The sequence below is a fragment of the Rhizobium sp. WSM409 genome (assembly GCF_057653825.1).
Map to the genome: position 1 here is coordinate 522,410 of NZ_JBYGKP010000002.1, position 26,321 is coordinate 548,730.

25 protein-coding genes and 2 pseudogenes are annotated in these 26,321 nt (G+C 59.3%); 8 read left to right on the forward strand and 19 right to left on the reverse strand.

Features of this window, described 5'->3' with window-relative positions; translation table 11 throughout:
* Positions 1 to 8 precede the first annotated feature (8 nt).
* Positions 9 to 428: a nuclear transport factor 2 family protein gene (locus AC25BC_RS25990; RefSeq protein ID WP_128439802.1), complete on the forward strand. Its 420-nt coding sequence runs from the start codon at positions 9 to 11 to the stop codon at positions 426 to 428.
* 106 nt (positions 429 to 534) lie between these two features.
* Here AC25BC_RS25990 and AC25BC_RS25995 read toward each other — a convergent pair whose 3' ends face one another.
* From AC25BC_RS25995 to AC25BC_RS26005, 3 genes are all read right to left on the reverse strand, one after another.
* Positions 535 to 1,467, reverse strand: coding sequence for a helix-turn-helix transcriptional regulator (locus tag AC25BC_RS25995; protein WP_128439801.1), 933 nt, complete (start codon positions 1,465 to 1,467; stop codon positions 535 to 537).
* Between the two features lie 280 nt (positions 1,468 to 1,747).
* A complete protein-coding gene (locus AC25BC_RS26000; RefSeq protein WP_128439886.1) occupies positions 1,748 to 2,584 on the reverse strand; it encodes an alpha/beta fold hydrolase in 837 nt (278 codons plus the stop codon).
* A gap of 558 nt (positions 2,585 to 3,142) precedes the next feature.
* The gene (locus AC25BC_RS26005) at positions 3,143 to 4,264 is read right to left on the reverse strand and encodes an NADH:flavin oxidoreductase/NADH oxidase (protein WP_128439800.1); all 1,122 of its coding nucleotides are present in this window, start codon (positions 4,262 to 4,264) and stop codon (positions 3,143 to 3,145) included.
* A 533-nt stretch (positions 4,265 to 4,797) separates the two neighbouring features.
* Here AC25BC_RS26005 and AC25BC_RS26010 point away from each other — a divergent pair.
* Positions 4,798 to 5,037 (forward strand): hypothetical protein, encoded by a 240-nt coding sequence (locus AC25BC_RS26010; RefSeq protein ID WP_487778563.1) that lies wholly within the window; start codon positions 4,798 to 4,800, stop codon positions 5,035 to 5,037.
* Between the two features lie 192 nt (positions 5,038 to 5,229).
* A complete protein-coding gene (locus tag AC25BC_RS26015) occupies positions 5,230 to 5,754 on the forward strand; it encodes an AraC family transcriptional regulator (protein ID WP_245459888.1) in 525 nt (174 codons plus the stop codon).
* A gap of 67 nt (positions 5,755 to 5,821) precedes the next feature.
* Here AC25BC_RS26015 and AC25BC_RS26020 read toward each other — a convergent pair whose 3' ends face one another.
* Entirely contained in the window at positions 5,822 to 6,445 is a 624-nt protein-coding gene (locus AC25BC_RS26020) for a plasmid pRiA4b ORF-3 family protein (protein WP_128439797.1), read from the reverse strand.
* A gap of 150 nt (positions 6,446 to 6,595) precedes the next feature.
* On the opposite strand from AC25BC_RS26020, the gene AC25BC_RS26025 reads away from it, so the two are divergent.
* Both AC25BC_RS26025 and AC25BC_RS26030 read left to right on the forward strand, forming a co-directional pair.
* Positions 6,596 to 6,772 (forward strand): hypothetical protein, encoded by a 177-nt coding sequence (locus AC25BC_RS26025; protein ID WP_164903036.1) that lies wholly within the window; start codon positions 6,596 to 6,598, stop codon positions 6,770 to 6,772.
* Complete coding sequence (locus AC25BC_RS26030; protein WP_128439795.1) at positions 6,757 to 7,083, forward strand: hypothetical protein; 327 nt, start codon at positions 6,757 to 6,759, stop codon at positions 7,081 to 7,083. Before AC25BC_RS26025 ends, AC25BC_RS26030 begins: the two co-directional genes overlap by 16 nt.
* 296 nt (positions 7,084 to 7,379) lie before the next feature.
* Here AC25BC_RS26030 and AC25BC_RS26035 read toward each other — a convergent pair.
* Positions 7,380 to 8,010, reverse strand: a pseudogene (locus AC25BC_RS26035) (SOS response-associated peptidase family protein); the annotation flags it as partial.
* Between AC25BC_RS26035 and AC25BC_RS26040 the strand changes: the two are divergent.
* Positions 8,004 to 8,396 (forward strand): annotated as a pseudogene (locus AC25BC_RS26040) (prolyl oligopeptidase family serine peptidase); the annotation flags it as partial. The pseudogenes AC25BC_RS26035 and AC25BC_RS26040 sit on opposite strands and share 7 nt — an antisense overlap.
* Before the next feature lie 189 nt (positions 8,397 to 8,585).
* A complete protein-coding gene (locus AC25BC_RS26045) occupies positions 8,586 to 9,128 on the forward strand; it encodes a hypothetical protein (protein WP_128439793.1) in 543 nt (180 codons plus the stop codon).
* A gap of 187 nt (positions 9,129 to 9,315) precedes the next feature.
* On the opposite strand, the gene AC25BC_RS26050 is transcribed toward AC25BC_RS26045, so the two are convergent.
* The 13 genes from AC25BC_RS26050 to AC25BC_RS26110 form a co-directional block, all read right to left on the reverse strand.
* On the reverse strand, positions 9,316 to 9,759 hold the full coding sequence (locus AC25BC_RS26050; RefSeq protein WP_128439792.1) for a DUF6389 family protein: 444 nt from the start codon (positions 9,757 to 9,759) through the stop codon (positions 9,316 to 9,318).
* A 318-nt stretch (positions 9,760 to 10,077) separates the two neighbouring features.
* Entirely contained in the window at positions 10,078 to 10,743 is a 666-nt protein-coding gene (locus AC25BC_RS26055; RefSeq protein ID WP_128439790.1) for a plasmid pRiA4b ORF-3 family protein, read from the reverse strand.
* 882 nt (positions 10,744 to 11,625) lie between these two features.
* Positions 11,626 to 11,982, reverse strand: a complete 357-nt coding sequence (locus AC25BC_RS26060) for a cupin domain-containing protein (RefSeq protein WP_128439789.1) — start codon at positions 11,980 to 11,982, stop codon at positions 11,626 to 11,628.
* A 21-nt stretch (positions 11,983 to 12,003) separates the two neighbouring features.
* Positions 12,004 to 13,017, reverse strand: a complete 1,014-nt coding sequence (locus tag AC25BC_RS26065) for a tartrate dehydrogenase (protein ID WP_245459887.1) — start codon at positions 13,015 to 13,017, stop codon at positions 12,004 to 12,006.
* An 89-nt stretch (positions 13,018 to 13,106) separates the two neighbouring features.
* Positions 13,107 to 14,576, reverse strand: coding sequence for an NAD-dependent succinate-semialdehyde dehydrogenase (locus AC25BC_RS26070; RefSeq protein ID WP_128439787.1), 1,470 nt, complete (start codon positions 14,574 to 14,576; stop codon positions 13,107 to 13,109).
* Positions 14,577 to 14,668: 92 nt separating this feature from the next.
* A complete protein-coding gene (locus AC25BC_RS26075; protein WP_128439786.1) occupies positions 14,669 to 16,096 on the reverse strand; it encodes an aldehyde dehydrogenase family protein in 1,428 nt (475 codons plus the stop codon).
* A gap of 18 nt (positions 16,097 to 16,114) precedes the next feature.
* On the reverse strand, positions 16,115 to 17,809 hold the full coding sequence (locus AC25BC_RS26080; protein ID WP_128439785.1) for a GMC family oxidoreductase: 1,695 nt from the start codon (positions 17,807 to 17,809) through the stop codon (positions 16,115 to 16,117).
* Positions 17,806 to 18,603: an ABC transporter permease gene (locus AC25BC_RS26085; RefSeq protein ID WP_128439784.1), complete on the reverse strand. Its 798-nt coding sequence runs from the start codon at positions 18,601 to 18,603 to the stop codon at positions 17,806 to 17,808. The genes AC25BC_RS26080 and AC25BC_RS26085 overlap by 4 nt, the downstream gene beginning before the upstream one ends.
* Positions 18,604 to 18,606: 3 nt before the next feature.
* Positions 18,607 to 19,479 (reverse strand): ABC transporter permease, encoded by an 873-nt coding sequence (locus AC25BC_RS26090; RefSeq protein ID WP_128439783.1) that lies wholly within the window; start codon positions 19,477 to 19,479, stop codon positions 18,607 to 18,609.
* Between the two features lie 38 nt (positions 19,480 to 19,517).
* The gene (locus AC25BC_RS26095) at positions 19,518 to 20,558 is read right to left on the reverse strand and encodes an ABC transporter substrate-binding protein (RefSeq protein WP_128439782.1); all 1,041 of its coding nucleotides are present in this window, start codon (positions 20,556 to 20,558) and stop codon (positions 19,518 to 19,520) included.
* Positions 20,559 to 20,617: 59 nt separating this feature from the next.
* Positions 20,618 to 21,925 carry an NAD(P)/FAD-dependent oxidoreductase gene (locus AC25BC_RS26100; protein ID WP_128439781.1) on the reverse strand — a complete coding sequence of 436 codons (1,308 nt, stop codon included), beginning with the start codon at positions 21,923 to 21,925 and terminating at the stop codon, positions 20,618 to 20,620.
* A 15-nt stretch (positions 21,926 to 21,940) separates the two neighbouring features.
* Positions 21,941 to 22,672 (reverse strand): HAD-IA family hydrolase, encoded by a 732-nt coding sequence (locus AC25BC_RS26105; RefSeq protein ID WP_128439780.1) that lies wholly within the window; start codon positions 22,670 to 22,672, stop codon positions 21,941 to 21,943.
* A gap of 42 nt (positions 22,673 to 22,714) precedes the next feature.
* Positions 22,715 to 23,806, reverse strand: a complete 1,092-nt coding sequence (locus AC25BC_RS26110; protein WP_128439885.1) for an ABC transporter ATP-binding protein — start codon at positions 23,804 to 23,806, stop codon at positions 22,715 to 22,717.
* A gap of 233 nt (positions 23,807 to 24,039) precedes the next feature.
* Between AC25BC_RS26110 and AC25BC_RS26115 the strand changes: the two genes are divergently transcribed.
* On the forward strand, positions 24,040 to 24,999 hold the full coding sequence (locus tag AC25BC_RS26115) for a LysR family transcriptional regulator (protein WP_128439884.1): 960 nt from the start codon (positions 24,040 to 24,042) through the stop codon (positions 24,997 to 24,999).
* 329 nt (positions 25,000 to 25,328) lie between these two features.
* Here AC25BC_RS26115 and AC25BC_RS26120 read toward each other — a convergent pair whose 3' ends face one another.
* Positions 25,329 to 26,219 (reverse strand): LysR family transcriptional regulator, encoded by an 891-nt coding sequence (locus AC25BC_RS26120; RefSeq protein WP_128439779.1) that lies wholly within the window; start codon positions 26,217 to 26,219, stop codon positions 25,329 to 25,331.
* Positions 26,220 to 26,321: the final 102 nt, after the last annotated feature.

Sequence of the window (26,321 nt, forward strand, 5' to 3'; positions counted from 1 at the left end):
GTACAGTTATGAATGAACAGCATAATCCCGAAATCGTCGCATTCATCGATCGCTTGGCGGAAACGGGCAGCAATTATCGTATGGAGGAGATGGAGAACCTTTATACGGAGGATCTCGGCTTCCTTGCTTTGACAGAAGACGGCACGATTGCGCGGTTCTCCAAGGCGGAAATATTCGCGGAATTCCGTGCCCGGCGCGACGCCGGTGAAAGGCCTCTTTCGACCGAAAAGCGGATATTGCACATCGAAGAGCAGGGCGACGAGGCGACCGCGGTTCTTTACCGACGCATGAGTGATAGCGCGTCGCCGGCGTTCTACGAGCTGCGGCTGCGCCGGGTGAATGGGGAGTGGCGAGTTTCGGGCGAGACGGTACTGCCTTGGCCTGAGCTCGCTACCGTCAAAGGGTTCCTTCCGCCGCGCGAGCACTAAACGATCGGTCATCTTGCACCCACCCGTTGCACGAAAACATGCAGCCGGCTCCCGAAGAGTCGGCTGTAGCTTTTCATCCCGGTAGCAATCCGATCTATGTTTCGCGTCATAAGACTGTACGCCGCCATTCGCCAGGTGTCAGGCCTGTATAGCGTTTGAATGCCACGCCGAAGGCGGTAAGCGTTGCATATCCCAACGTTCCGGCAATTTCGGTTATCTGCAGGAACGGGTCGCGTAGCATTGCCATCGCCTGTTCCATTCGCCTCTCGCGCAGCCATTCATGTGGCGTGAGCCCCGTGCTTTTCTTGAAGGCGCGACAGAAGTGGAAGCGCGAAAGATTGGCGGCTTCGGCAAGCGCGCCCAGCGAAAAATCCCCGCCATTTTCCGAGGAAAGTCGCTCCTGCGACATGCGCAAAACCCTCGGAGCAAGCCCACCCAGGGCCTTATCGGCAGCTTCGACTAAGCCGCTATGGGTCTTTACCAGATGGATGGCGATCAAGCTCGCCAGTTGCTGGCGATAAAGCGCCTCCAGGTGAACCGGATCGCCGGATGACTGGAGGATCAACTCCAGCAAAGTTGCCATGATGTTGTCCGGCCGCGCCGTGCTTTCGTTCAGCGGCCGTACTGCCCCTGCGGATTCTCGTGCGACACGGTCCAGAAGTTGCGGCGACAGATAAAGCTGCACTATATCCATAGGACCGTGGATATCCCAGCGTGAACTGGAGCCGGCCGGGATGAACGTGATGCTGCCACGCCGTCCCATGCCCGTCGAATATTCCCCTCCAGACCGACGTTCCAGGCGCTGCATCGCACCAAGATAGGTCATGATCACGTTGTCGGTCATGGGCTGCACGACCTCGTGGAATGGATTATGCTTCCAGCGGGCCAGCCGGGTGTCGAAGGGATCGTCGATTCGGAAGGTTTCCACTGGCGCGGTCCGTAGCACACGCTGCATCTCCCGGTCCGGCGTCACGGTCGTTTCCAGGGGTTTGACGCCTGTCTCATCCAGGCGCTGCTCATTGATGCTAAAGAGAGCCATGTGCGGTTCCTTCCAACGGGCTCGGTGGCGAGTACGGGGAAGGAGGATAAAATTCTCTGTGGATCAGCGATATCGTCTACCGGACTAACCCGACCTGTTCCGGAGTTTAGGAACAGGGTACCAAGCGCGAAGGCCGCTCAACCGATCGAGGGGGTAGCCTGTGCAAAGGCACCGCACGCCTAAGTGAAGCTGTACCCGACACAGTATTTGGTAGCAGTTATCACTGGCAGAATAAAACGGGAAGCGGCGCCGGCGGCGGATGGCGCCGCTTCCCACCCGACTAGCTCTGGATGAAGGCGAGCAGGTCGGCGTTGACGATCTCGGCATGCGTCGTGCACATGCCGTGCGGGAGGCCAGGGTAGATTTTAAGTGTCGAGTTCTTCAGGAGCTTTGCCGAAAGGGGCGCGGCGTCGGCGACCGGGACGATCTGGTCGTCGTCGCCGTGCATGACGAAAGTAGGCACGGTGATCGCCATCAGGTCCTCTGTGAAGTCGGTTTCCGAGAACGCCTTGATACCGAGATACTGCGCGTTGGCGCCGCCCATCATCGACTGGCGCCACCAGTTCTGGACGACGGTCTCAATCGTCTTGGCGCCTTCACGATTGAAGCCGTAGAAGGGGCCGCTTGCGAGGTCGTAGTAGAATTGACCGCGGTTCGCGGCAAGCTGTGCGCGGAGGCCGTCGAAGACCTCGATCGGCAGGCCGCCGGGGTTGGCTTTCGTCTTGACCATGATCGGCGGCACGGCGCCGATCAGCACTAGCTTTGCCACGCGCCCGTTCGGCTGACCGTGCTTGGCAACATAGTGCGCTGCCTCGCCGCCGCCGGTGGAGTGACCGATATGAATGGCGTTGCGAAGATCGAGGTGTTTGGCAACCGCCGCGAAATCTGCTGCATAGTGATCCATGTCGTGGCCATCGCTAACCTGGCCCGAACGTCCATGGCCGCGCCGGTCATGCGCGATCACGCGATATCCTTTGCCAAGGAAGAACAGCATCTGGGCGTCCCAGTCGTCAGCAGAAAGGGGCCATCCGTGATGGAAAACGAGCGACTGGGCGTCTTTGGGGCCCCAGTCCTTGTAGAAGATCTCGACGCCGTCGGGGGTGGTGACATAATTCATATTGCGGCCTTCCTTGGCGGTATTGCTGACCTTGGTGGAGGTGGTTTTGGTTGCCGCAGTGGCGGGCATTGCCGCTAGAACCGGGGCCGAAAGACCAGCGATCAGCAGGCTGCGGCGAAGCGGCAGCGGCACTGCAAAAAGATGTTCTTTTGGATTTAAATGGTCAGGGAAAGAATTTTCGATCATGGCTATCTCCGTGTTGAGGTTTTCCTCGGAGACATTCCTACATGAGGCGGAAAATCATGACCTTTCGGTCTTGCTGAGTGTATCGTTGGATTGCTGTCCGTTTGATCTGACCAGATCTAAAAGGGAACTGGACCCTGCCCGATGATGCGCCGAAGCCCCAGGCGCAACGCTGTCGAAGAATGTCGTGAATGATCGATGGAGATCAGCCGCTACTACACGGACTGCCGCAAGCTGGAGGAAATAGCCACGACAGTGGCGCTGTATCAAGACATCGAAATTGAGGGGTCGCCGGTTCGATTCCTATCAAGGCGCGTAAGGACCAGCTAGTCGAACGAATTTCCTACCACCGTTAGAACCGATCACGGTGAAATTTCACTGAGGAGAGGAAAGGACGCGGTCACGTTCAGCGACTTGACGGGTCTGGACCGGCCAAAGAGCGTAGTCGCCGCCGAGTTCACGATTGGCATGTAGCGGCCAGTTGGGATCGTTGAGCGCGCCCCGCGCTAAAGCTATGAAATCTGTATCGCCGTTCTCAATAAACGCTTCGGCTTCAAAGGCATCGCCCAATAGTCCGACTGCGATAGTCGGGATACCGGCTCCTTGTTTTACCGCCTTAGCGAACGGGACTTGATAGGCTGGAGCAGACCTAATGCGGCCCTGAGCGAAACCGCCGCTAGAGCAGTCGATAGCATCAACACCACGTGCCTTGAGTTCCGTTGCCAGGGCAACGCTGTCGTCCACCTGCCAGCCGCCGGCATTGTTGTCACTGACCGAGAGGCGAACGATGAGCGGCTTTTCGGCTGGCCACACGCTGCGGACGGCCTCGGTCACTTCCAGAACAAGCCGCATTCGATTTATGCGGCTACCGCCATACTCATCAGTTCGATGGTTTGCGAGCGGCGACAGAAATTGATTGAGCAGGTAACCATGCGCGGCATGGATTTCAACCGTGTCAAAGCCCGCCTGGTTGGCGCGCGTAGCCGCAGCCGCGAATCCGTCGACCGCACGGCGGATGCCGTCTCTGTCGAGTGCTTTGGGGACCTGATAGTCAGCGTTGGCTGGGTCGTTCGATTGGGCGCTCGGCCCTACGGGAACCCAGTGCTCGAAGCCAACGGCGCGGCGCTGGTCTTCTGTTGCTGGCTGATCTGCCTTATCCCGCCAAACCGGCGTCGAGGCTTTACGGCCTGCGTGGCCAAGTTGAATGCCCGCGGCGGCACCCTGGCCGTGCAGGAAATTCACGATCCGGGCAAGCGGGGCAATGTGTTCGTCTTTCCATAAACCGAGGTCGGCGTATGAAATGCGCCCTTCGGGGAGGACCCCGGTCGCCTCAACCAGAACCAACCCGAAGCCTCCCATTCCGAAGCGCCCCAAATGGACATAGTGCCATTCATTGGCAAAACCGTCCTGCGCCGAATACTGGCACATCGGAGAAACGACTGTGCGGTTGCGCAGCGTGACACCACGCAGGGTGATCGGTGAAAAGAGCTTGGACATGAGGGCCGCCGGACACAATTGAAAGGAAAATACGCGGCTAGATGCGCATCACTATGATGCCTTGGCAACCCCCGATAAGCTGATGCAACGCGCCCGGCCAAGTCGCGGCGACCGAGGACGAGAACCGGGATGTCTAGGTCTCTGACGTCTCAAACACCTCAGATCAGATGGACGTGCAACAACCGCGGGGTTTTAAGTTCGACCCCGCTCAAGGCGCGCAAGGCTGGCTCGCTTTCGCAAGCGCCAAATTGGAAATGAAGATCAGCTGGCTGAATGTTGGCTTGGCGCCCGTCATGTCGATCGTTCAGGCATCTCGGAACGGGGCGTTAAGCTACCGTTCGCTATGGCGAGCAGATAGAGCCCCCGCCGGCGGATTGCGTTGAAAAGTCGGCGTTGCTGTCGGTGGGAAGTTCTGATTCAGTCTTTCCAGAAATTGGGAGGACCTGGCGACGATAAGCGCTCGAGGCTGGCGAGACGGCAGGATGGGTCCGATCCCGTCCCCCCGTCTCGGGCCATAGGGGCGCTCTCACACGTTGATTATGCCGACCTCGATCATGCTCCGCGCGGCCGCCTCGATCGCCTCGGCGGGCACGCCTGGCCTTGGCGCCGCTGGCCGACGGATCAATGCCAAGAAGCGGAAGAAGCGCTCTCACCTTGGCATCGGTCTCGGCTGCGGCCGTCATGTCTGCGTCCGACACCTCTTTGGTGGATACCTTTCGCGCCTGCTCGCCGAGGCGTTCCTTGAGAATCCTGGCTACATCGACGAGCCATAGCGCGTCACCGCCCCTACACAGTATCGAGCGATCCGTCGGTGACGCCGCTCGACGCGATGGCGCTGTTTTCCGGTCGTGGTCGCTCATTCGTCACGTTGGGCGAAGAACGGATTGCAGTTATGTGGGGGGCATGTCCTGCTCGATCCAACCACTTGAACGCTTCTGTCTGAAGCCCTGCCGCCGTGGCTGCGCATCGACGGCGCGACCGAGCAGGCCGGGCGGTTTCGCTGGTTGCTCGATGAACTGGTGACCGAGCGCACGCAGCGCCTTCCGGGAAACGCTCTTGTCGCTTCGCAGCTGGCGCAGTTGCTGTTCGTGCAGATCCTGCGGGCACAGATGAACGGCAACGGCCGCATCCCGCCGAGTTGGTTGCGCGCACTGGGCGATCCACGCCTCGCGCCGGCCGTGCAGCTCATGCATGACGAACCGGCGCGGTCGTGGCATCTACACGAACTGGCGCGGGCCTGTGCAATGTCGCGATCGAGCTTCGCCGCGCGCTTTACCGCGACGGCAGGTATCGGGCCGCTTGGCTATCTTGCTCGCTGGCGTATTCACATTGCTTGCAAGGCGCTGCGGGACGACGATTTGCCGGTGGCATCGATTGCCGCCCTGATAGGCTATTCCTCGCAAGGAGCGTTCAGCAATGCCTTCAAGCGGGCGACCGGCCTTTCGCCTTCTCTGTGGCGGGAAAGACAAGCGGGAGCCAACGCGGCTTGAAGCCGTTCAGGATGGATGTAGGCTCGGGTTTTTTTTCGAGACGTTCCACTTCGAACCCTCACCCAACTCATTTCTTTGAGGCGGTTTTCGGTTTCGGTTGATAGAGACGCCGTTTGACGTTTGAGCGCAGAGCGTTGCGCACATCCTTGTCTACCACCGACAGGTCGAACCATTCTGGATCAAAATAGCCACCGCACCGGTGAATGGTTTCGGCATATTCGGGATCTTCCCGATCGGCGATGATCTCCAGGAACCGCTCATATCCGGACACGCCACCAACATCCTCGGGCGGTCGCGCCCCCGCGCCGGCGACGCAGGTACCATGTTTAAGCGTCGCAGAAAGCGTCAGGAATTCCTCGACCACGACGGTGTGCCGCCAGTTGTCCCCGAAATCATAATGGTAGCTGAAAACAGAACATTGTTCGAAGTCCAGTAAACGAACCTCTTCCTGATCGAAAACACGAGGATCGTCATCGGCCGCATCCTCCATTAGTGTCTCGACGTCGCCATACCGCAGACCACCAATGCGGAATTCATAGAGATGATAGTTCCACCAATTGAATGCTGCCTGAATTCCGAGATGCAGATGCTCCAGGTTCCAATGGGTAGGCAGGACCAACCGGCGCCAGACGCCCGGGTCGATCTCGTCGATGGAAACTCTGATCTGCACAGCATTCGCGCGTTTGAACATGGCACAAATGAACAAGGTCAGAGGAGGGTCGTCAAGAAGGCCGCTCGATTGTAGTCATATTCGCATTGGCCTTCATTGATAGCGATCTGCCGGCTTGTGCAGCCTTTGACGCTTACTATCTCTGATACGACCCTAAACAGGAGCATCGCCATGGATCAAAGCGCGGCCGATCTGCTGCCGAAAGTCTGCATCGAAATTCTTCCGCCGGACCGCGAGGAGCCGTGCGCTTCGGATGCAACCACCTGTCCGTGTTGTCGAAAGTTGCGCCCGGCATCCAGCATGGACGAGGATGGCTGCGGGATCTGCGACGAATGCCTGGCGCCGTGACTTCCAGTCGAGAAGCACCTCTTTCTGTTCCTGCGTCATTCGAATCCGCGCTTGCGAAATTGCCAGAAGGCTATGTTGACGGAATTTTTGGTAATCGATCATGGGGCGTGACCGTCAAGCGGTCGGAGGATGGCAAACGAACCTGGCTCTATGGCGAGGAGCTTGGCGGAACAGATATCGTCAGCTTCAACCTCTATCGATTGGCTGGGCGGGGGTCAGCACTGAACCCCTGCGAAATGTCCTCTACCAAGGTGATCGAATTCGTTCTCGGTTTCGAGCCCAGCAGAGAGAAGGCTGCACTTCGACCATAATGGCCGAAACATAAGCGCGATTTTCATGCTGCGTTGCAACATGCGCATGGCTGCACTGCGATCTGAGCGCTGGCCGTCGAGGCAGCCTCTGATATCTTTAGGTCAACGAAGCAATGCACCTCCTCCCGCAGAGCTTCGTGTTTCAGGCGACCCACTCCTCCTCCCGAGGGGAGCCTGACGGAACAGCGGCACTCCTCCTCCCAGCTGTTGTTCAATTCTTTCGAAAAGCCTGCCGCACCTCCTCCCGCGGCAGGCTTTTCGTTTCTCCGAGATATTTAAGCCCCTGAGTTCAGGCGTTAAAGCAGACTGCCCTGTTCCACCGGCTCTCCGGATCGAGACGATGGTGGATCCGTATGGCTCGCGCGACGAAATGATCAGCGCATCATTCAGCGCATCATTAGGTAGCGGACTGGCCAGCTCCTTGGCTTCATCCCAAGGCCCCCTCATCCAAGTGTCGGTCTCTTCCTTCGTTAGCAACAGAACCGGCATCGCCTTCTCATGGATCGGCTTCACCAGGTCGTTGGGATCTGTGGTCAAGAACCCGTATAGATCATCGGTAGTCAGGCCGTCCCTGACCTTTCGGACACTCTGCCATTGCGGCACATGGATGCCGGCAAAGAACATCAGTGGCTCCGTGGCGTCCCGCGCAAACCAGGCATTCGGTACCTTGCCGCCTTCCTCCTGGCTGGTCGGATCCGGCTCGGCGAAGCTGGTAACCGGAACGAGACATCTATTTTCGACCCCGAATCATCGCGTCCAGTGCGGAAAATTCAGCTTGCGCACGTTGGTCGTGCCGCGGTCGGCCTCCATCCGGATCAGCTCTTCGAGATCGAATGGCTTGCCTTTCGCCGCAAGTTTCTCGGCCTTGGCTTTGGCCGACTTCTCGAGCGCGAAGCGCGGCGAGGGCAGTCCCCAGCGTGGCGCCACCCGACGGCGTTGCAATCTACGGCGATTCTGCAGGCGGGTTGATGGTTGGCGCAGTCGTGAACCAGCGTCCCGACCTGTTTGCGGCGGCACTGCCGAGCGTCGGCGTCATGGACATGCTGCGTGTCGACAAATTCACCGGCGGCGCCTTATGGCTCGGCGAATATGGTAATGCTGCGCGGGAGGAGGATTTCCGCAATCTGCTGTCGTACTCGCCCTATCATAATGTCAGGCCAGGCAAGCCGTATCCGGCAATTCCGGTAACGACTGCCGACGCCGACAATCGAGTCGTGCCGGCTCACAGCTTCAAATGCGTCGCCGAGCTTCAGGCTGCCGACCTGGGGACCCGGCCACGGCTGCTCCGGGTTGATACCGGTGCGGGCCAGCCGCGATCCCGTGCTTTTTTCCACGCACAAATAATCTCTCCCACGATCCCATGTTCGTGGAATCCTAGTCTGCTTTCGCGACACCGATTTTGGTGAGTGGCTTGTCCGCAGGAGAACACCCAGATTGAGCGACATCCAGAAAGGTGGGATGTTCTTCGCAAGTGAGCAAAACGGCCGACATTGGAGAATAGCATGCAAGAAGAACCCGACCCGATCCTGGAGGCAGACAGGATCGTGATGGCCGCTGTCGATGAGGCGATCGACAACGCAGTCAGGGCCGCTGGATCTGAACTTCAGGCAGTTGGTTCACGTGCCTCGCCACAGGATTACTTTGCAGACGGCGTTCTGCGCTACTTGTTCTTTCGTTTGTGCGGAGCCGACCCGACAACGAACAGGGGAGGTGATCCTGAAACGGCATGGAAGATTTTGTATGCAGCGCGCAGCGTAGCCTGTCACTGGGAGAGGGAAAGTGGCAGGTCGCCGGCGCGCCGAGTTAAGAAAGACCGTCCGGAGGATGCCGAAAAGGATAGAAGCGAACGCCAACTGCTGGCACGCTCTGCACAGAACTTTGCGTTGACGACGGTTATTCGAGCTTTGGTCGATCACGCGCGCACTTCGGATCCCGAAATCAAAAATCGCATTGAAGCAGTCATCGACGCACGCCACGCGAGGCTTGAGGCGTTATCAGTCGCTCCTCACCGGCCGGACTTGGGCAATGATGGGCGCGGCGATTGATGCTTGTGAACGGATTGAGGCGGCCGCCGGCTGGTGGCATCGAGGTAAGCCGCGAAACTGTCGCAAAAGTCAGTCGTGAAAGTCAGACTTTTGCGACCGACTTTTGCGAAGGAAATTCCCTTAAATTCAGGGGCCGCCGATCTGTCGCAAATGTTAGACTTTTGCGCGACAACCGCTTCATGGGATCTCACGGAAGCAACGGTTTGCTCTCCACAGTTCCATATCCTTCCTCTCCAAAAACGAAGGCCGGTAGAGCTACGCCGCCAAGGCGTTGCCAAAGGCCTTCAACCCACTCCATGCAGGTATCCACGATAGCATCGTTTACGGCGAAGGCGGCTTCATCCGGATCAAACATGGGAACATCGGGCTGCATTTGACCATCGATGCACTTGACTTCAAATAAGAACCGATGTGGCGCTATTGCCTTTTGAAGAACATAAAGGTCTGGTCCGTCTAGGTGAACGACAATATCGAAGAAACCTTCCTCGCTTTGTCCCGGATGAATTCCCACCATGACCTGTCGCGCTTTCGGCGGAAGGGACTGCTTGATGGTGTTGAGACGTTCCAAGGCTGCGTTTGTGTGAACCTGCAAGACGCTTTTAAGTGCTGCTTTGTACTCGTCCGCTGTCATCCCAGCTTGTCTCATTTCCGATCCTTCCCTTACCATGTCCTAGCTCTCAAAATTCCCGGATTTTGCTCGGTATGTTAACCCGGCTTTTGCTGCGCTGCAAAATCAGGAGGTTTGCGACAGCACCGTCAGCTTTGCGCCGCCCATTGCAGTCATTGCGGCGATGGGGGTATGCGCTAATCTATTGTATCGTCACGCCGGGAGATGCCGATGCGGAAACCACAGATCGAGATTACAATTCGTACAGAGATCGACAATCTGCTGGCGCGATCCGGCAAGCAATTTGCGTCTGGAGCGTCGCAGTCATCTCTTTCCATTGCGCTAGAAGCTTGGGACCTTATCCCGGAGCCCAAGGAGGCCTGAAGCACTGCGGAGATCCTTGTCCGAGGTCGAAAGATCTAACCATTCTGGATCAACGTAGCCACCGCACCACCGAATGGTTTCGGCGTATTCCGGATCTTCGCGGTCGGCGATGATCTCGAGGAACCGCTCATATCCCGACACGCCACCCACATCTTCGGGCGGCCGCGCCCTCGCGCCCGCGACGCAGCTCCCATGTTTGGGCGTAGAAGCGAGCGGCAGGAATTCCTCTACCGCAACGGTGTGGCGCCAGCCATCCCCGAAATCATAGTGGTAATTAAAGATGGCACCTTGCTCGAAGTCCAGCAAGCGAACTTCCCTCTGGTCGAACACCCGAGGGTCGTCATCGGTCGCATCCTCCGGCAGGAGTACAACGTCTCCATACCGCAGACCACCAATGCGGAACTCATAGAGATGGTAGTTCCACCAGTTGAACGCGGCCTGGATTCCGAGATGCAGATGCTCCAGGTTCCAATGAACTGGCAGGACCAGATGGCGCCAGATGCCTGGCTCGATCTCGTCGATGGTAACTCTGATCTGCACATCGTTTGCGGCTTTGAACTTTGTCCGAATGAACAAGGTTGGTCGAATATCCTCAAGATGGTCGCGCGCGCCGCGTGTGAGCATTTTTTGCGGCGTCGTTCACGTGATTCAGATCGAGACACGACAAGATTACTTCTTCGCCGCTGCGCTTATGCGACTGGCCAACAGTCTTCCACCGGTCGCCGACGCTCGCGGAATTGAGCTTTCCTGCTCAACCGGTCCAGGAGCCGTGAAACTGACAGCCCGATCGGCAACAAGAGCGGAGCAGCCAGCACGGCAGACCAGATCATTGGCTCCAACAGTGCGAAAGCGCTCCAGTGCGCTCCAGCGACGGAAGCTGCGAGTTGAACCAGAGGCCCGCCGATCGCGCCGGTAGCCATCGCTGCGACGAAAGCGGAAATTATAGGTAGGAACCTGGGCAATACCGAGCATATGTCTCTCTTGCAGCGCCCCGAAAGCGCTCAGTTCCCGCGCGTCGGCCTGGAGACGCATCCGGCCGAGCGATGATGAGCCTATTGCTATTATCGCGCCCCGGTTATGAGGTCGAAACCACTTTGATAGCCCCAGCGATCGACGACCTCAACGACAACCTGCCGCCCCGACCGGAACGTAAATGGGCTGCGCGAAAGTTTCGAACGCCATCGTTTCCCTCCTTTGTGTCGCTGAAGCGCGGGTGATTTAGGAATAGCGAATTCGGGCATCAAGAGGTCGTATGACGGTCTCGAGCCCGGCGCTGGTGAGTGTCGAAGGTTCGTATCCTATCAAGACCTTGGTTTGCACCAAAGTCATCGGTTCCACGACGTTCATTTCGGCTTGGTCTTATCCAGCCATCCAAGCATATTCCTGCTAGGAACAAAGCCGCCGCGTCGAAGCTGGCCACTGAAGCAGTAACCAGTAAATTCGTCGACGACGGGCGGGCTCTTGGTGCTCGTTCGCATCCGTGAGGCTCTGCAGCAACACAGCGGACTACAGCGACACGATGACCCAGAGTTTGCGGACTGTTTCGATTGTCCGCCACGTTCCTTTGAAGCCGGGACGCAGGATGAACGTATCACCGGCCGTGAGGCGACGCGGCTCCTTGTCGTCTTCGACAAGTTCGATGACGCCTGACAGGATGGTGCAATATTCCCAAGTCTCACCCTTGATTGATCGGGTAGCGCCCGGTGTCGCCTCCCAAATCCCGGAACGAATTCGGCCATTCCCCACATTGTCCTGTTCCCAGGTCTTGTAGGACGGGCTACCCTCGACAAGGCGTTCCGGAAGGGCTTGGCTTTCCCGCGCGACGCCGGGATTCTGCAGATCGAAAACGATCATGTTCGACATATTATTGCTCTCCAATTTGCGTCACGAAAGCGCGTCCGCGATAGATTTTCCGCATGCCTGCGTACTGGCGGATCCGCCGAGATCGCCGGTGCGGAGGGCCTGCTGCTTCAGCACCGTCTCGACCGCCGTCATGATGCCGGCTGCGGCTTCCGTCTCGCCGAGATGTTCGAGCATCATGGCTGCCGACCAGATCTGGCCGATCGGGTTGGCAACATTCCTGCCGGCGATATCAGGCGCCGAACCATGCACCGGTTCGAACAGAGAGGGGTGCTCGCCGCCCGGATTGATGTTGCCCGAAGGGGCGATGCCGATCGTGCCGGCGCAGGCGGGGCCAAGGTCGGAAAGTATGTCTCCGAACAGGTTGGACCCGACGACGACGTCGAAGATCTGGGGTTTCAGCACGAAGTTGGCTGTCAGGATATCGATGTGAAACTTGTTCCAGCTGACATCGGGATAGTTTTTCGCGATTGTTTCGACGCGTTCATCCCAGTAAGGCATGGTAATCGCGATACCATTTGATTTGGTGGCCGAGGTGAGGAGCTTGCGCGGCCGCTTTTGCGCCAGATCGAAGGCGAATTTAAGGATGCGATCGACGCCCTTGCGGGTCATGATCGTTTCCTGCAGCACGATTTCGCGGTCTGTACCCTCGAACATGCGTCCCCCGACGGACGAATATTCACCCTCGGTATTCTCACGCACCACCCAGAAGTCGATGTCGCCGGGCTTGCGGCCGGCGAGCGGGCAGGGCACGCCCTCCATAAGACGCACCGGCCGCAGGTTGACATATTGGTCGTATTCGCGACGGAACTGCAGCAGCGAGCCCCAGAGTGAAATGTGGTCGGGCACGATGTCTGGCCAGCCAACGGCGCCGAAGAAGATCGCAGAAGGCCTGCCGATCTCCTCCTTCCAGTTTTCGGGCATCATCCGGCCATGCCGGGCGTAGTAGTCGCAGTTGCCGAAGTCATGCCATTTCTGCTTGATCGTAAAGCCGTAGCGACTGGCCGCCGCCTCCAGCACGCGGATGCCTTCGGGCATCACTTCCTTGCCGATGCCGTCGCCGGCAATGACGGCAATATCATAAGTTCGCTCGGCCAATGGTTCTCTCCTTCTCGGCAATCGCAGTCTTACAGTGCTCTGGTCTTCAGGCCGCCCATGTGGAAGGCCTTGGTTTCGAGATATTCATCGATGCCGGTCGGCCCTCCTTCACGGCCAAGGCCAGATTGCTTGATGCCGCCGAAGGGCGCGATCTCCATCGACACGCTGCCGGTATTGAGCCCCACCATGCCGAATTCCAAGGCTTCACTGACGCGCCAAGCGCGGTGCAGACTCTCGGTGAAAAAATAGGCGGCCAGGCCGAATGGCGTGTCGTTGGCGATGGCGATTGCCTCAGCCTCGTCGGCGAAACGAAATAGCGGCGCCACCGGCCCAAACGTTTCCTCGCTGGCGAGGCGCATGGCGATTGTGGCGCCTTTGAGCACCATCGGCGCAACATAGCGGCTGCCTTCAGGAAGGGTGTCTCGTGGGGTGATGTTCTCGGCCCCCAGCGCCAGCGCATCGGCGACATGGGCGTGGATCTTGGCAACAGCGGCATCGTTGATCATCGGGCCGATATCGGTTCCCATGGTAGTGCCGGGACCGACCTGCATTGCGCCGACCCGCGCCGCCAGCCTTTCGGCGAAGGCATCGTGAATGCCATCCTGCACCAGCAGCCGGTTGGCGCAGACGCAGGTCTGGCCACCATTGCGGAATTTCGAGGCGATGGCGGCCTCGACAGCCGTGTCGAGATCGGCATCATCAAAGACGATAAAAGGCGCGTTGCCGCCCAGTTCCAGGCTGAGACGTTTAACGGTCGGCGCGCTCTGCGCCATCAGCATCGAGCCGACGCCGGTCGAGCCGGTGAAGGACACCTTGCGAACGTCGGGGCTTGCCATCAGCGTCGCGCCGATCGCCTTGGGCAGGCCAGTGACGATGTTGATGACGCCGGGCGGAATGCCGGCCCGCTCCGCCAGTACGCCGAGCGCCAGGGCGGAATACGGAGTGAATTCCGAAGGCTTTATGACGACCGTGCAGCCGGCTGCCAAAGCCGGGCCGCATTTGCGGGTGATCATCGCATTGGGAAAATTCCAGGGCGTTATGATGGCGGCAACGCCGACCGGCTCCTTGGTCAGGAGAATACGCCGGTCGGCAGAAGGGGCGGGCAATGTCATGCCGTAAGTGCGTCGCGCTTCCTCGGCGAACCATTTGATGAAGGATGCGCCGTAGAGAACCTCGCCGCGCGCTTCCGCCAGCGGCTTGCCCTGCTCGGCCGTCATGATCTCGCCCAGATCGTCGACATGTTCCAGCATCAAAGCGTGCCAGCGTTCCAGAAGGCGGGATCGCTCTCCAGGCGACGTCAGACGCCATGTCCGCAAAGCCTCCGAGGCCGCCGCAATGGCTGACTGCGTGTCGCGCGCACCGCAATCGGGGATATGGCCAATGACGTTTCCGGTGGCGGGATTGTCGACGGCTACCGTGGCGCCCGAGCCGGCCGATAGCCAGGCGCCACCGATCAGGGCCTTGTCGGCGAACAGGGTGGGATCTTTCAGATTCAGCATTTCGTCTTCCTCAATGGTCCAGCTTTCTGTCGATCAGGGCGGGGGCCGGTATGCCCGCCGCCCCGTCTTTCCGGCTCGGGTCTGGAAGTTACTCAATCGTCGGCGTAGCCGACGACGCCCTTGATTTCTGTGAATTCGTGCAGGCCGAACTTGCCGTATTCGCGGCCGTTGCCGGACTGCTTGTAGCCGCCGAAGGGGGCGGCGCCGTCCCAAGCGGAGCTGTTAAGGCGCACAACGCCTGCGCGCAACTTGCGCGATAAGGCGCGCGCCTCGGCCGGATCACCCTGGATATAGGCCGCCAGGCCATAGGGCGTGTCGTTGGCGATGGTTACGGCGTCATCCTCGCTCTCGTAGCCGAGAATGACCAGCACTGGCCCGAAGATCTCTTCGCGCGCAATGGTCATATCGCTGGTAACGCGTGCAAAGACCGTCGGGCGGACATAATAGCCGGCATTCAGATGGGCCGGACGATCTGGGCCGCCAGCAACGAGTTCGGCGCCTTCCGCGATTCCCTTGTGGATCAGGCTTTGTATCTTGTCGAACTGCAGCTGGCTGACCACCGGGCCGATATCGGTGGCGGGATCGGATGGCGCACCGACGATGATGGCATCCGCCGTCCGGGCGGCGATGGCAACGGCCTCCTCCATGCGCTCCATCGGTACCAGCAGCCGCGTCGGCGCATTGCAGGACTGGCCGGAATTGTCGACGCACCGGCGAACGCCGGCACTGACGGCGGCCTCGAGATCGGCGCTGCGGAGCACGATATTGGGGGATTTGCCGCCGAGTTCCTGATGCACCCGCTTGACCGTGGGCGCAGCGGCTTGCGCCACGGAAATACCGGCGCGGGTGGAGCCGGTGAACGAGACCATGTCGATGTCGGGATGGCTGGCGAGCACGGCCCCGACCGTCGGGCCATCGCCGTTGACGAGATTGAAGACGCCTTTGGGGACACCTGCCTCATGCAGGATCTCGGCGAAAAGGATGGCGTTGAGCGGCGCGATTTCGGATGGTTTCAGCACCATGGTGCAGCCGGTGGCAAGCGCCGGGGCAACCTTGCAGGCGATCTGGTTGATCGGCCAGTTCCAGGGCGTGATCATGCTAACGACACCGACCGGTTCGTGAATGATCCGCGTGGTTCCCTGCATGTAGTCGAAATCAAAGGCTTCCATCGCCTTGATCGTTTCGGAGAAATGCGCAAGTCCGATGCCGGCCTGCTGGCTGCGGGCCATTGCAAGCGGCGCGCCCATCTCCTTGGAAATGATATCGCCGATCTCATCGTTACGGCGTGTAAGAATGACGAGGATGCGCCTGAGCAGTTCAAGGCGCGTCGCTTTCGAGGTTTCGGAAAAGCCGGCAAAAGCGGATCGGGCGGCGACAATCGCCTTCTCCGCATCTGCGGCGCTGCCCATGGCGATCGCCGCGAAGGGCTGTTCGGTGGCCGGATCGATGACGTCTATCCTTTGCTGGCCGATCGGCTCGACCCATTTGCCGTCGATGTAGATTTTCTGTGCATTGTTCATTGCTGTCTCCATCGCCGCTTACTGCCCGTTGCGGATGAAATCGGCGATCCGCTCGGCGATCATGATTGTCGGTATGTTGGTGTTGGCGCAGGGAATGGACGGCATCAGGGACGCATCGCAGACCCGCAGTCCCTCGACGCCATAAACACGCCCGGATGGCGAGGTCACCGCCGTCGGGTCGGCGGGGGCGCCCATGCGGCAGGTGCCGGAGGGGTGCCAAGTGCCGCCGACATGCCGGCGGACGAATTCGGTTAAAGCTGTATCGTCATCGAGCAATCCGTCGATGGTGGTGCCGAGCGTGACTGCGGAATGGACCAGCGCTGCACGCAGAGGCCCGGCGAGGTCAAGCATTGCGGACAGCGCGCCCCGCTGCAGCGCATTCCATGCGCCGGGTCCGGCGACTTTTGCGACACGGGGAGAGTAGCTGGAGGGAAATACCGTCCCTCTATAGCCGTTCATATGCGGGTGTCGCAGGGTTTGCGCGCCCATACGCAGTGCCAGCTTCAGCCGTTCCAGATCGCGTTCGTCGCTCAGCATCCGGAAATCGACTTCGGGCTCGACAAGCGGATCGGTTGAGGCAAGTTTGAGGAACCCACGCGAATAGGACTTGTTGACCCAGAAGAACAGGCTGCCCAACCGAAGCCCGACCGAATGCCAACCGGAGCGTGACAGGATGGCGGCGTGCATATCGCCCTGCGGCGTATCCGGTAGGCCGGACGAAAAGCGCCAGATCGACTGTTCGTGGTGTTCTGACCGGTCGCGTACCCGCATCGATGGCGGCAGGTAGGCGGCGACCGCGATGGAAGGGTGCTCCATCAGGTTCCGGCCGATGCCGGAACGCGATGCAATGACCGGAATGCCAAGTGCCCCCAAATCGGCGCCGGGGCCAATGCCAGAGCGCAGCAGCAAAGCCGGCGAGTGGATGGCGCCTGACGCAACGATGACCTCCTTCGCCGTGATCGTCTGTGAGATGTTACCGGCAATCTCGGCTCCAACTGCCCTGACGCCGTCGAACAGGATGCGGGTGGCGGTGCTGTCGGTGATGATCTTGAGATTCGGACGACGGCGGACGTCTGGCGTTAGATAGGCGATTGAGGTGGGCAGACGTTCGCCGGCATCACTGACGGCAATCGCGCCGTGAAAGGTGCCGTCCTGCCAAGGACCGTTCTGGTCGGGACGGATCGGGTGGCCGCGCGTCTCAAGTGTCTGCATGACGCGTTCGACGAACGGCGATATCTTCTCGCTCGTAATCCGACGGATCGTCAGCGGTCCGTCGATTCCGTGCAGGGGGCCGTTGAAATCGCGGTCGGTCTCGATCTTGCGGAAATAGGGCAAGCAGTCTTCCCAACCCCAGCCCTCGGCGCCCAGCGCCTGCCATTCCGCGTAGTCGGAGGGCGCGCCGCGATTGGCCATCAACGCATTGATCGCCGAACCGCCGCCGAGGATTTTCGCCTGTTCGTAGCGGCGCGGTGTCGGTGGCGCGCTGTTGGACCTGGAATAGCCCATCAGCGAAGTGAGCGAGGACCAGATGTTGCGGGTGTCGAGATAGGCACGGCCGGGATAACGGCTGCGCACCGCGTCGGGCATATCGCCTGCGGCGATATTGCGTCCGGCCTCGACCAGAACAACCGTCCGGTTCGGATCTTCCGACAGCCGTGCTGCGAGCACGCAGCCTGCCGAGCCGCCGCCAAGGATCAGGTGATCGGCGATCATGCCACCTTGCCTTGCTTGCGATCGGCGCTACGGGCATTGAGCGCCACTAGCATTACCAGGATGAAGGAAATCGCCGTCAGCAATGAGCTGATTGCCGCGATCGTCGGGTCGATCTCGTCGCGGAGTGCCGTAAACATGCGCTTGGTCAGCGTCTGATATTCGCCGCCGGCAATGAACAGCGACACGACGGTCTCGTCAATGGCCGAGATGAAGGCGAACAGCATCCCGGAAACTACGCTCGGGCGGATTTGCGGCAGGGTGACCACGAAGAAGGTGCGCAGCCGGTTCATGCCGAGGCTGCGCGATACCATTTCCTGCGTCGGATCGAATTTTCTCAGGCCCACCAGAACGGAAATGACCACATAGGGAAGGCCGAGCATCGTATTGGCCAAGATTAGCCCAGTCATACTGGCGAGCAGACCGACCTGGGCATAGACGAGGAAGACGCCGACGGCGGTAATGACGATCGGCACGACGAGCGGCAGCAGCAACAGCATCTGCAGGCTGCGCACCAGCCGGGAGGATGTCATGTTCAGCGCATAGGCTGCCGCCGTGCCGAAAATGGTTGCCAGGATAGCACTCGAAACCGAGACGATCAGACTGACCCGCGTGGCTTGCATCCAAACTGGGTTGCCGAGATAGGCCTCATACCAGCGCAACGACCAGGACGGCGGCGGAAATGTCAGGAAGCGGGCGCTCGAAAACGACATCGGCACGATGATGATGATCGGAATGATCAGCCAGGCGAGAATGAGCGCAACGAAGCCGTAGAGCAGAATGTTGGATATGCGCATGCGTCACCTCGTTCCCATGATGCGTTCAAACGGAATAAGCAAGCTTGCCAGCCGGAAGATCAGGAAGACACAGAGCATCAGCACGACGCTGATCGACGACGCCGCACCCCATTCGTTGTAGACCTGGATGTTGCGAGAAACGAGCATGGAAACCATATAGGTCCGTCCGCCGCCCAGAAGTTCCGGTGTGATGTAGAAGCCCAGGGTCAGCACGAAGACCAGAACCATACCGGCGATCACTCCGGGCAGGGAAAGCGGCAGGAAGATCCGGGTGAAGACATGCAAAGGCGAGCCGCCAAGGCTGGCACCGGCCATGGTCAGTTCGGGTGGAATCTTCTTCATTGTGGCGTAGAGCGGCAACACCATGAATGGCAGCAGGATATGGATCGTCGCCATGACGGTACCGAATTCATTGTTGATCAGCAGCAGGGGCGTATCGATCAGGCCGGCCTTCTTGAGGGCGGAATTGACGATGCCGGTTCGCTGCAAAAGTATGAGCCACGCATAGGCTCTCACCAGCACACTGGTCCAGAAGGGCAGCAGCACCATTGCCAGAACAAGCACGCTCCAGCGTTGGGGCAGAGCCGCCGCCACATAGGCGACGGGATAGCCGAGCAGCAGCGTCACCAGGGTCACGACGACTGCGATGCGGAAGGTCTGCAGGAATGTCATCCAGTAGACGGAATCGGTCAGGAATCTTTGGTAGTTGATGACCGTAAACCCGCCATCCTGCCAGATCGATTGCCAGGCGAGCCAGACAAGCGGCACGATCAGCAATGAGACGATGACGAGGAGCGCCGGCGCCAGAAGCAACAGCATCAGCCTCTGCTCCCTGCGATCATGCTGCATCGATGGATTGATTGTCGATGTGGTCATCAATGACGCTCCTCATTCTGGCCTCGGTTGGCCGGTGGTTACTGCTGGATGAAGGATGCCCAGCGCTTCTGTGCTTCCTCGCCAGCCGGCGAAGTCCACCATTCGTCCGACACCAGCACCTGCTTGGCGGCGTTTTCGGGCGAGCTTGGCATTTCTGCTGCGCGTTCAGCCGAGATCTTGCCAGTCTTATAGGCTTCGGGGTTGCCCGGACCGTAGTCGATGTAGGCAGGGAAGTTTGCCTGGATCTCCGGTGTCATAGCCGCATTGACGAACTTTACCGCCGTTTCGAGATTGGGCGCGCCCTTGAGGATACAGAGCGACGTATATTGCAGGAAGCCCTGGTTGAAAGTGTAGCTGATCGGCGCGCCTTCCTTGGCCACTGCGGTCACACGACCGTTCCAGGCCATTTCCATATCGACCTCACCATCGGCCAGAAGCTGCGCCGACTGGGCGCCAGATGTCCACCAGACGGTCACATAGGGTTTGATTTCCTCGAGCTTCTTGAAGGCACGATCGACATCCAGCGGATAGAGCTTGTCGGCTGGGACGCCATCGGCGAGAAGCGCTGCCTCGAGCGTCGCCAGCGGGTGATTGCGCAAGGCGCGTGTCCCCGGAAACTTCTTCACGTCCCAAAAATCCGCCCAGGTCTGCGGCGGCTTGTCGCCGAACTTCTCCTTGTTGTAGGCGAGCACGCTGGAATAAAACTCGTATGCAACCGAATAGGCGCTCTTATACTCTGCAGGCATCTTCTCGGCATTGGGGATCTCTGAGAAATCAAGAGGCTCGATCATGCCCTGCTGGCCGCCGCGAATGCAGTCTTGCGTCGGTGTATCGATGACATCCCAGATTGGTTTTCCCGTCGCGGTCTGGGTCTTGATGACAGGCCAGGCGTCGGGCGCGCTGTCTTGATTAACGGTGATGCCGAGCAGTTTGGCGACCGGATCAAGAATGGCCTTGGTCTGGGCCTCCTGGTAGGCGCCACCCTGCGAAATGAAAGTTACCTGTTCAGCCGACGCGAGACCGGCAGAAAGAGCGAAGGCTGAAGCAGAAAGCACGAGCGTAGAAAATTTCAGTATCATGTCCGTTCTCCTCTTGTGGCGGGGCTTCGAACCCCGTTTTGATGGTTGAATGTCGGGTCTTAGCGCCCAATTGCATCGAGGAACTGGTACCAGCCGGCGACAAGCCGGACGGCGGGTTCCCGGATGGGATAGAAAGGGACGGGTTTGAGCCGTTCTGAAGTCAGAAGCCCGAGATCGGGACTTTCACCAGTGACGATAGCCGCGACGTGCTTTCCCATGGTTGAGGCCAGTGCCACGCCGGTGCCATTGTAACCAACCGCATAGACGATGCGGTCATCCAGTCGTCCGGCATGCGGTATGCTGTCCATCGTCATGGCGACGAGACCGGACCAGCGATGCGTGACTGTAACGCTTGCAAGCTCGGGAAACTGGCGCACCATCGCCCGATGCAAGGCCGCAAAGGCGCTCTCGGAATCGTTCTTGCCGAAGGCTCCGCGACCGCCGTAGAGCAGGCGGTCGCCTGCCTTGCGGAACCAGCGCATCATCCGTCGGGTTTCGGTGTAGCTGCGGCCGTACGCCAGCAGCTTTCTGCCCGACAGCCCGGAAAGCGGCGCTGTGGCGATCATTGCCGAGCGGAACGGGATGATGGCCTTGCGTACCGCTGAGGTGGCGGGGGTCAGGTCCGAATATGAATTGGTGGCAATCACCACCTGCCGGGCCGTGACTGTGCCTCCCGCTGTCTCCAGGACTACGCCGGATCCTTCGCGGCGAAGACCCGTCACCGGGGTGTTTTCGAAGATATCGAGGCCAGACTTTTTTAGTCCGGCAGCGATGCCGAACACGAAATTGAGCGGATGGATGATGCCGCCATGGGTGTTGAGCATGCCGCCCAGGAAATCTCGCGAGCCGGTCTCCGCCTCCATTTCAGCCGCCGACAAAATGGAGCAGGCGCGATCACCGAGCGCCTCATGCAGCCATTCGAATTCCTTCTTCAGCGAAGTGAGCGATACTAAATTGTGCGCGCAGCGTAACGACCCGGTCGGCTGATAATCGGCCGCGGCAATGCCGTAATCCTCGACAAGCTCGCCGACATGATCGATGGCCTCGATGCCGAGATCATGCATACGTCGGGCCGTGTCGATACCGAAACGGCGGGCAATCTCGGAAAAGGCAAGCCGGAACTTGCCCGATACCACGCCGCCGTTGCGTCCGCTTGCGCCCCAGCCGATGCGGCTTGCTTCCAGCACAACGGCCGATAGGCCGCGGCGGGCAAGGTAGCGTGCCGTCGACAAGCCGGTGTAACCGCCGCCGATGATGGCAATGTCGTAGTGACGACCGCCCGTCAGCGCACCGAAGACCGGGCGGTCGGCAGCTGTCGCCTGCCAGAGCGAGGCAATGTCAGGGAAAGGAGGACGGGCGGTCATCATTTTTGGGTTCCGTGATCAGGCTGCGCTGGCGGTATGGATGCCTGCGGCCAATTCGGCATCAACCGCGTCAGCAAGCTGCTTTAGCGAAGAAAAATGGAAGTCCGGCTTGGTCAGCACCTTGGGTTCCGGCGTGCCGCCAAAGCCTTGCTGGCCTTGGCGCCGCTCGATCCAGCAGGTCGTGTAGCCCAGTTCTTTTGCAACGCCGATATCGTGATGCTGGCTCTGGGCAACATGCAGGATTTCCGACTGTTTGAAGCCGGAGGCCGATTGGCGGCCCTTGTTGAAAGCGAAGAACTGCGGGTTGGGTTTAGCGCATCCGGCCTCATCGCAGGTAACGCTGTCATGGAAGGGATTGCCAAGCGTCGCGGAATAGGCCGAGAAGGCGGTACGGTCTGCATTGGTCATCGCAACCAGCCGGAAATTCCTGCGCAGACGGGCCAGGGCGTCGACCGAGTCGGAAAACGCCGGCCAGCGCAAGACGGCGAGTTGGAAGGCCTCCGCCGTCGCATCATCGCGCGTCAGGTCGAGTTCTGTTGCCAGCGACAGATAGACATCCTTCATTGCGAAGGAGGAACGACCGTAGAACTTGTCGCGGCCGCGCTTGTAAGGTTCGAAGATTGCATCGTCAGAAGCGCGGGCGGCCTTTTCGCCGCCCAATGCCCGAACCGCATTCAGCACGCCGGTTTCGAAATCGATCAAAGTACCGACGACATCGAAGGTCATGACCTTGAAGTGGGTGAGATTCATAGTCTTCTTTCCTTGTTGACTGTAAGGTTGGAACGGCAAGTTTTAGGACGCTTCCGGCACCACGATCGTATCTTCGGGATGCAACGCCACGGTTATGGCTTCGCCGGGCTTTTTAAGTTGCAATCGGCCGGCATGGTTGCTGGCAAGCCTGAGGCTGAGGTCGTCACCGGACGAGAGCTTCAGAAAAACCCGGATGCTTTCGCCCTGGTAGAGTGTCTCGGTCACGGTTCCGGTCAGTCGATTGACACCGGCCACTTCGTTGCCATCGGCGACGACGAGCTTTTCGGAGTGGACCGCAAGATGCAGACGGGTGTTCTGGGGGACGGCGTGCGACGTGCGCAGGACGACATCGCCGAGCCGGACCGTGTCGTCGCTGGCCCGCTCGACCGACAACAGTGTTGCTTCGCCGATGAAACGGGCAACAAAGGAATCGGCGGGGTGGTCGTGAAGTTGCTCCGGCGTATCGACTTGGACAAAGCGGCCTTTGTTCATGATGGCGACGCGGTCGCTCATCGTCAAAGCCTCTCGCTGGTCATGGGTAACGTAGATGATGGTCGCGCCCAGCTTCCGGTGAAGCCGCTTGAGTTCTATCTGCATGGATTCACGCAGTTGTTTATCGAGCGCCGAAAGCGGCTCGTCCATCAGGATCAGTCCCGGCTCGAAGATCATGGCACGGGCAAGCGCAACACGCTGGCGCTGTCCGCCGGAAAGTTCGTGGATGCGCCGCTGCTCGTATCCGGCGAGCTCGACCATATCCAGGGCTTCGTGCAGCATTTCGGGCCAGCCCGATTTCGGTAGGCGGCGCGCCCGCAGCGGAAATGTGATGTTCTCGGCGACGCTCATATGCGGGAAGAGCGCGTAGTTCTGAAAGACGATTCCGATATCGCGTTTGTGTGGCGGCTCGAATGTAATATCCCGTTCGCCGAGCCAGATGGAGCCCGACGTCGGTTGGACGAAGCCGCCGAGGATTCCCAAGAAGGTTGTCTTGCCCGAACCCGATGGGCCGAGAATGGAGACGAATTCTCCCGCCGCGACTTCCAAGCTAACATCGTCCAGGGCCTGAAAAGCCCCATAGCTCTTGTGTGCCGAGCGGATAGAAACGCCCACGCGTTCTGATTTTTTCAAAACAACCATCTGATCCCACTGCAAAATTAATGCGCGCAAAGGTTCGGATAACCGGCGCCGCATTTGCTGTTGAGCAGAAACCTGAACATATCTGTCGCGCTTGGGCTTCGTTTGCCCTAAGGCTTTAAATGTTCTGTTCCCCGTATTCGTTGAAGGTCTTTTGCCTTCTGTGATTGGCAGCAGACCAAAGAAAAGACGAGCCCGCAATTGAAAAAAAGTTCAGAAGCCTGTTACATCATGTAATGAACAATTTGCGCCGCTCTTTGCCATCGATGAATGGGTTGTTTACGTTCGAGGCTGCTGCACGCTGCGGAAATTTTTCCAAGGCAGCAGACGAACTCAATGTGACGCCCGCTGCCGTCAGCCGCATGATCGCACGACTGGAGGAGCATCTCGATACGGTGCTGTTTGTTCGGCAGTCTGGGGGCGTAGGCTTGACGGAATCCGGCAGGCTGTTGTTCGACGCGATTGCCCGTGGCTTTTCGGGAATCGAAAATGCCCTGCGAGAGATTGACGACCGGCGCATCGGGATCCAGACGGTCTCCCTCTCGGTTTCAACCGGCTTTACCACGCACTGGATGATGCCGCGCATGCCGGAATTCAAGAAGCAGTTTCCGACAGTGGATTTGCGCTTCCAGTTGGTGATGGGAGCGCTCGCGGGGCCGGTTAACGATGTCGATCTCGGGATGCGCTTTGTGAGCGGCTCGGATGAGCGGCATGAGGCTGCCTTCATCATGCCGGAAATACTCATCCCGATCTGCAGCCCGTCCTATCGGGAAAGTCATGGACTAGATGACGGTGAGGTCCAGCGTACCCCAGACACCACGATCAATCTCAGCGACGCCCAGCCGAACTGGTCCACCCTCTTTTCTCCGGCAAACGAGGGCGATGTGGTCAATTCGATGATCTTTTCCGACTATGCCATTGTGGTGCAGGCAGCGCTTCTGGGGCAGGGTGTGGCACTCGGCTGGCTGAACGTGGTTGCGCATTGGCTGCGAACCCAGACACTCGTGCCGGCGCGCGAGCATCTGATGACAACAGGCCGCCAATGCCATCTCGTCCGTCTTCGGGACAAGCCGGCGCGCGACATCGTCATACAGGTTCGTGACTGGATGATCGCAGAGCTCAATGACGACATTGTTGCCGTGGACAGGCTCTATCCGGATCTCGGCCTCATGCCGGAGAGTTGGTCTAAGATTTGACTGCGGGTGATGCTTAGAAAGAAAGCAGAGATGCGCTAACCTCCTGAAATCTGATGATCAAAGAACTGCGTCGTTATGCGCTACGGCAAAATCGACAGGCACACGGGTTGAAGGTTCGTTTCCTTTCAAGGCGTCCACCTGCAACACTCGGGGGCTAGCTGTCAGGGGGAAGCCTCGCCTCCCATCGACCTCTTGTACACACCATGGAACTGAACCCACCGTGATCTCGTAGGCGCGATGAGACAGCGCACGGTGCGTACGCCGGTAGATCGCGTTTCCGTGGCCGGAAGCGACGTAATACGGTACCGACCGAATGACAGCCCAACCGTTCAGTTCTGCTGCAGCACCGCGGCAATGAGCATTTCGGCGAAGGCAGTCACTTTAGGGGGACGGAACCGCGCTGCTGGATAGACCGTGTAGATCCCGCCGGACGGCAGCGACCAGTCCGGCAGGCCCTGGATCAGTCGCCCGGATGCGAGTTCGTTTGCAACCAGGTACTCCGGCAGGACCGACAAACCGCCCCCGGCGCGAACGACCTCGAGCACCCCCGGTGTCGTATCCACCGCGACGCGCGCCTGCATCTGAACTGCGCGCCGGTCAGGATCCCCTCGCGAAAACTCCCATACCAAAGGATCGCGCAACGCCGTGTTGGAGATGAACGGCAGATCCGCAATATCGTCTGGCTCGAGCGCCGAGGCGATGCGATCAGCGAACCGGGGGCTGCCGACGAGGATTTGCCGGAAAGACCCGATCTTACGTGCCTGAAGGCTGGAATCGGGGAGCCAGCCGACCCGCACCGCCATGTCGATCTTGCCGGATGTGAGGTTCATCATCAGATCGCTCAGTGTCAGCTCAACATGGCACGCCGGATAGCGCGCTGCGAACGCTGCGACGACGGGAGCAACAACGGCGGCGCCATAGTCATTGGGTGCGGTGATCCGAAGGGTTCCTGTTGGCTTGACGGCCGCCTGGGCAAGCTCGCCGAATGCATCCTCAGCTTCGCGCAAAATCAACCCACAACGGGCATGGAACATTATGCCCGCCTCGGTCGGATGAACGCGTCGCGTGGTGCGGATGAGCAGGCTGGTCCCGAGATCCCGTTCGAGTTGCGCCACATGGTGGCTTACCACCGCTTTGGTGATGCCAAGCCGTTCTGCCGCTCGCGTGAACGATCCGGTATCAACCACAGCGGCGAAATAAGAGAGTCGATTGAGATTCATCGTTGCCCAGGCCCTCAGATCAAGATTGTCTGATAGTCGCATACATTCTGTATTATTTATCGATCTTCCTCAATAGATGCCGGCCTGTCATATGAGGTGGAG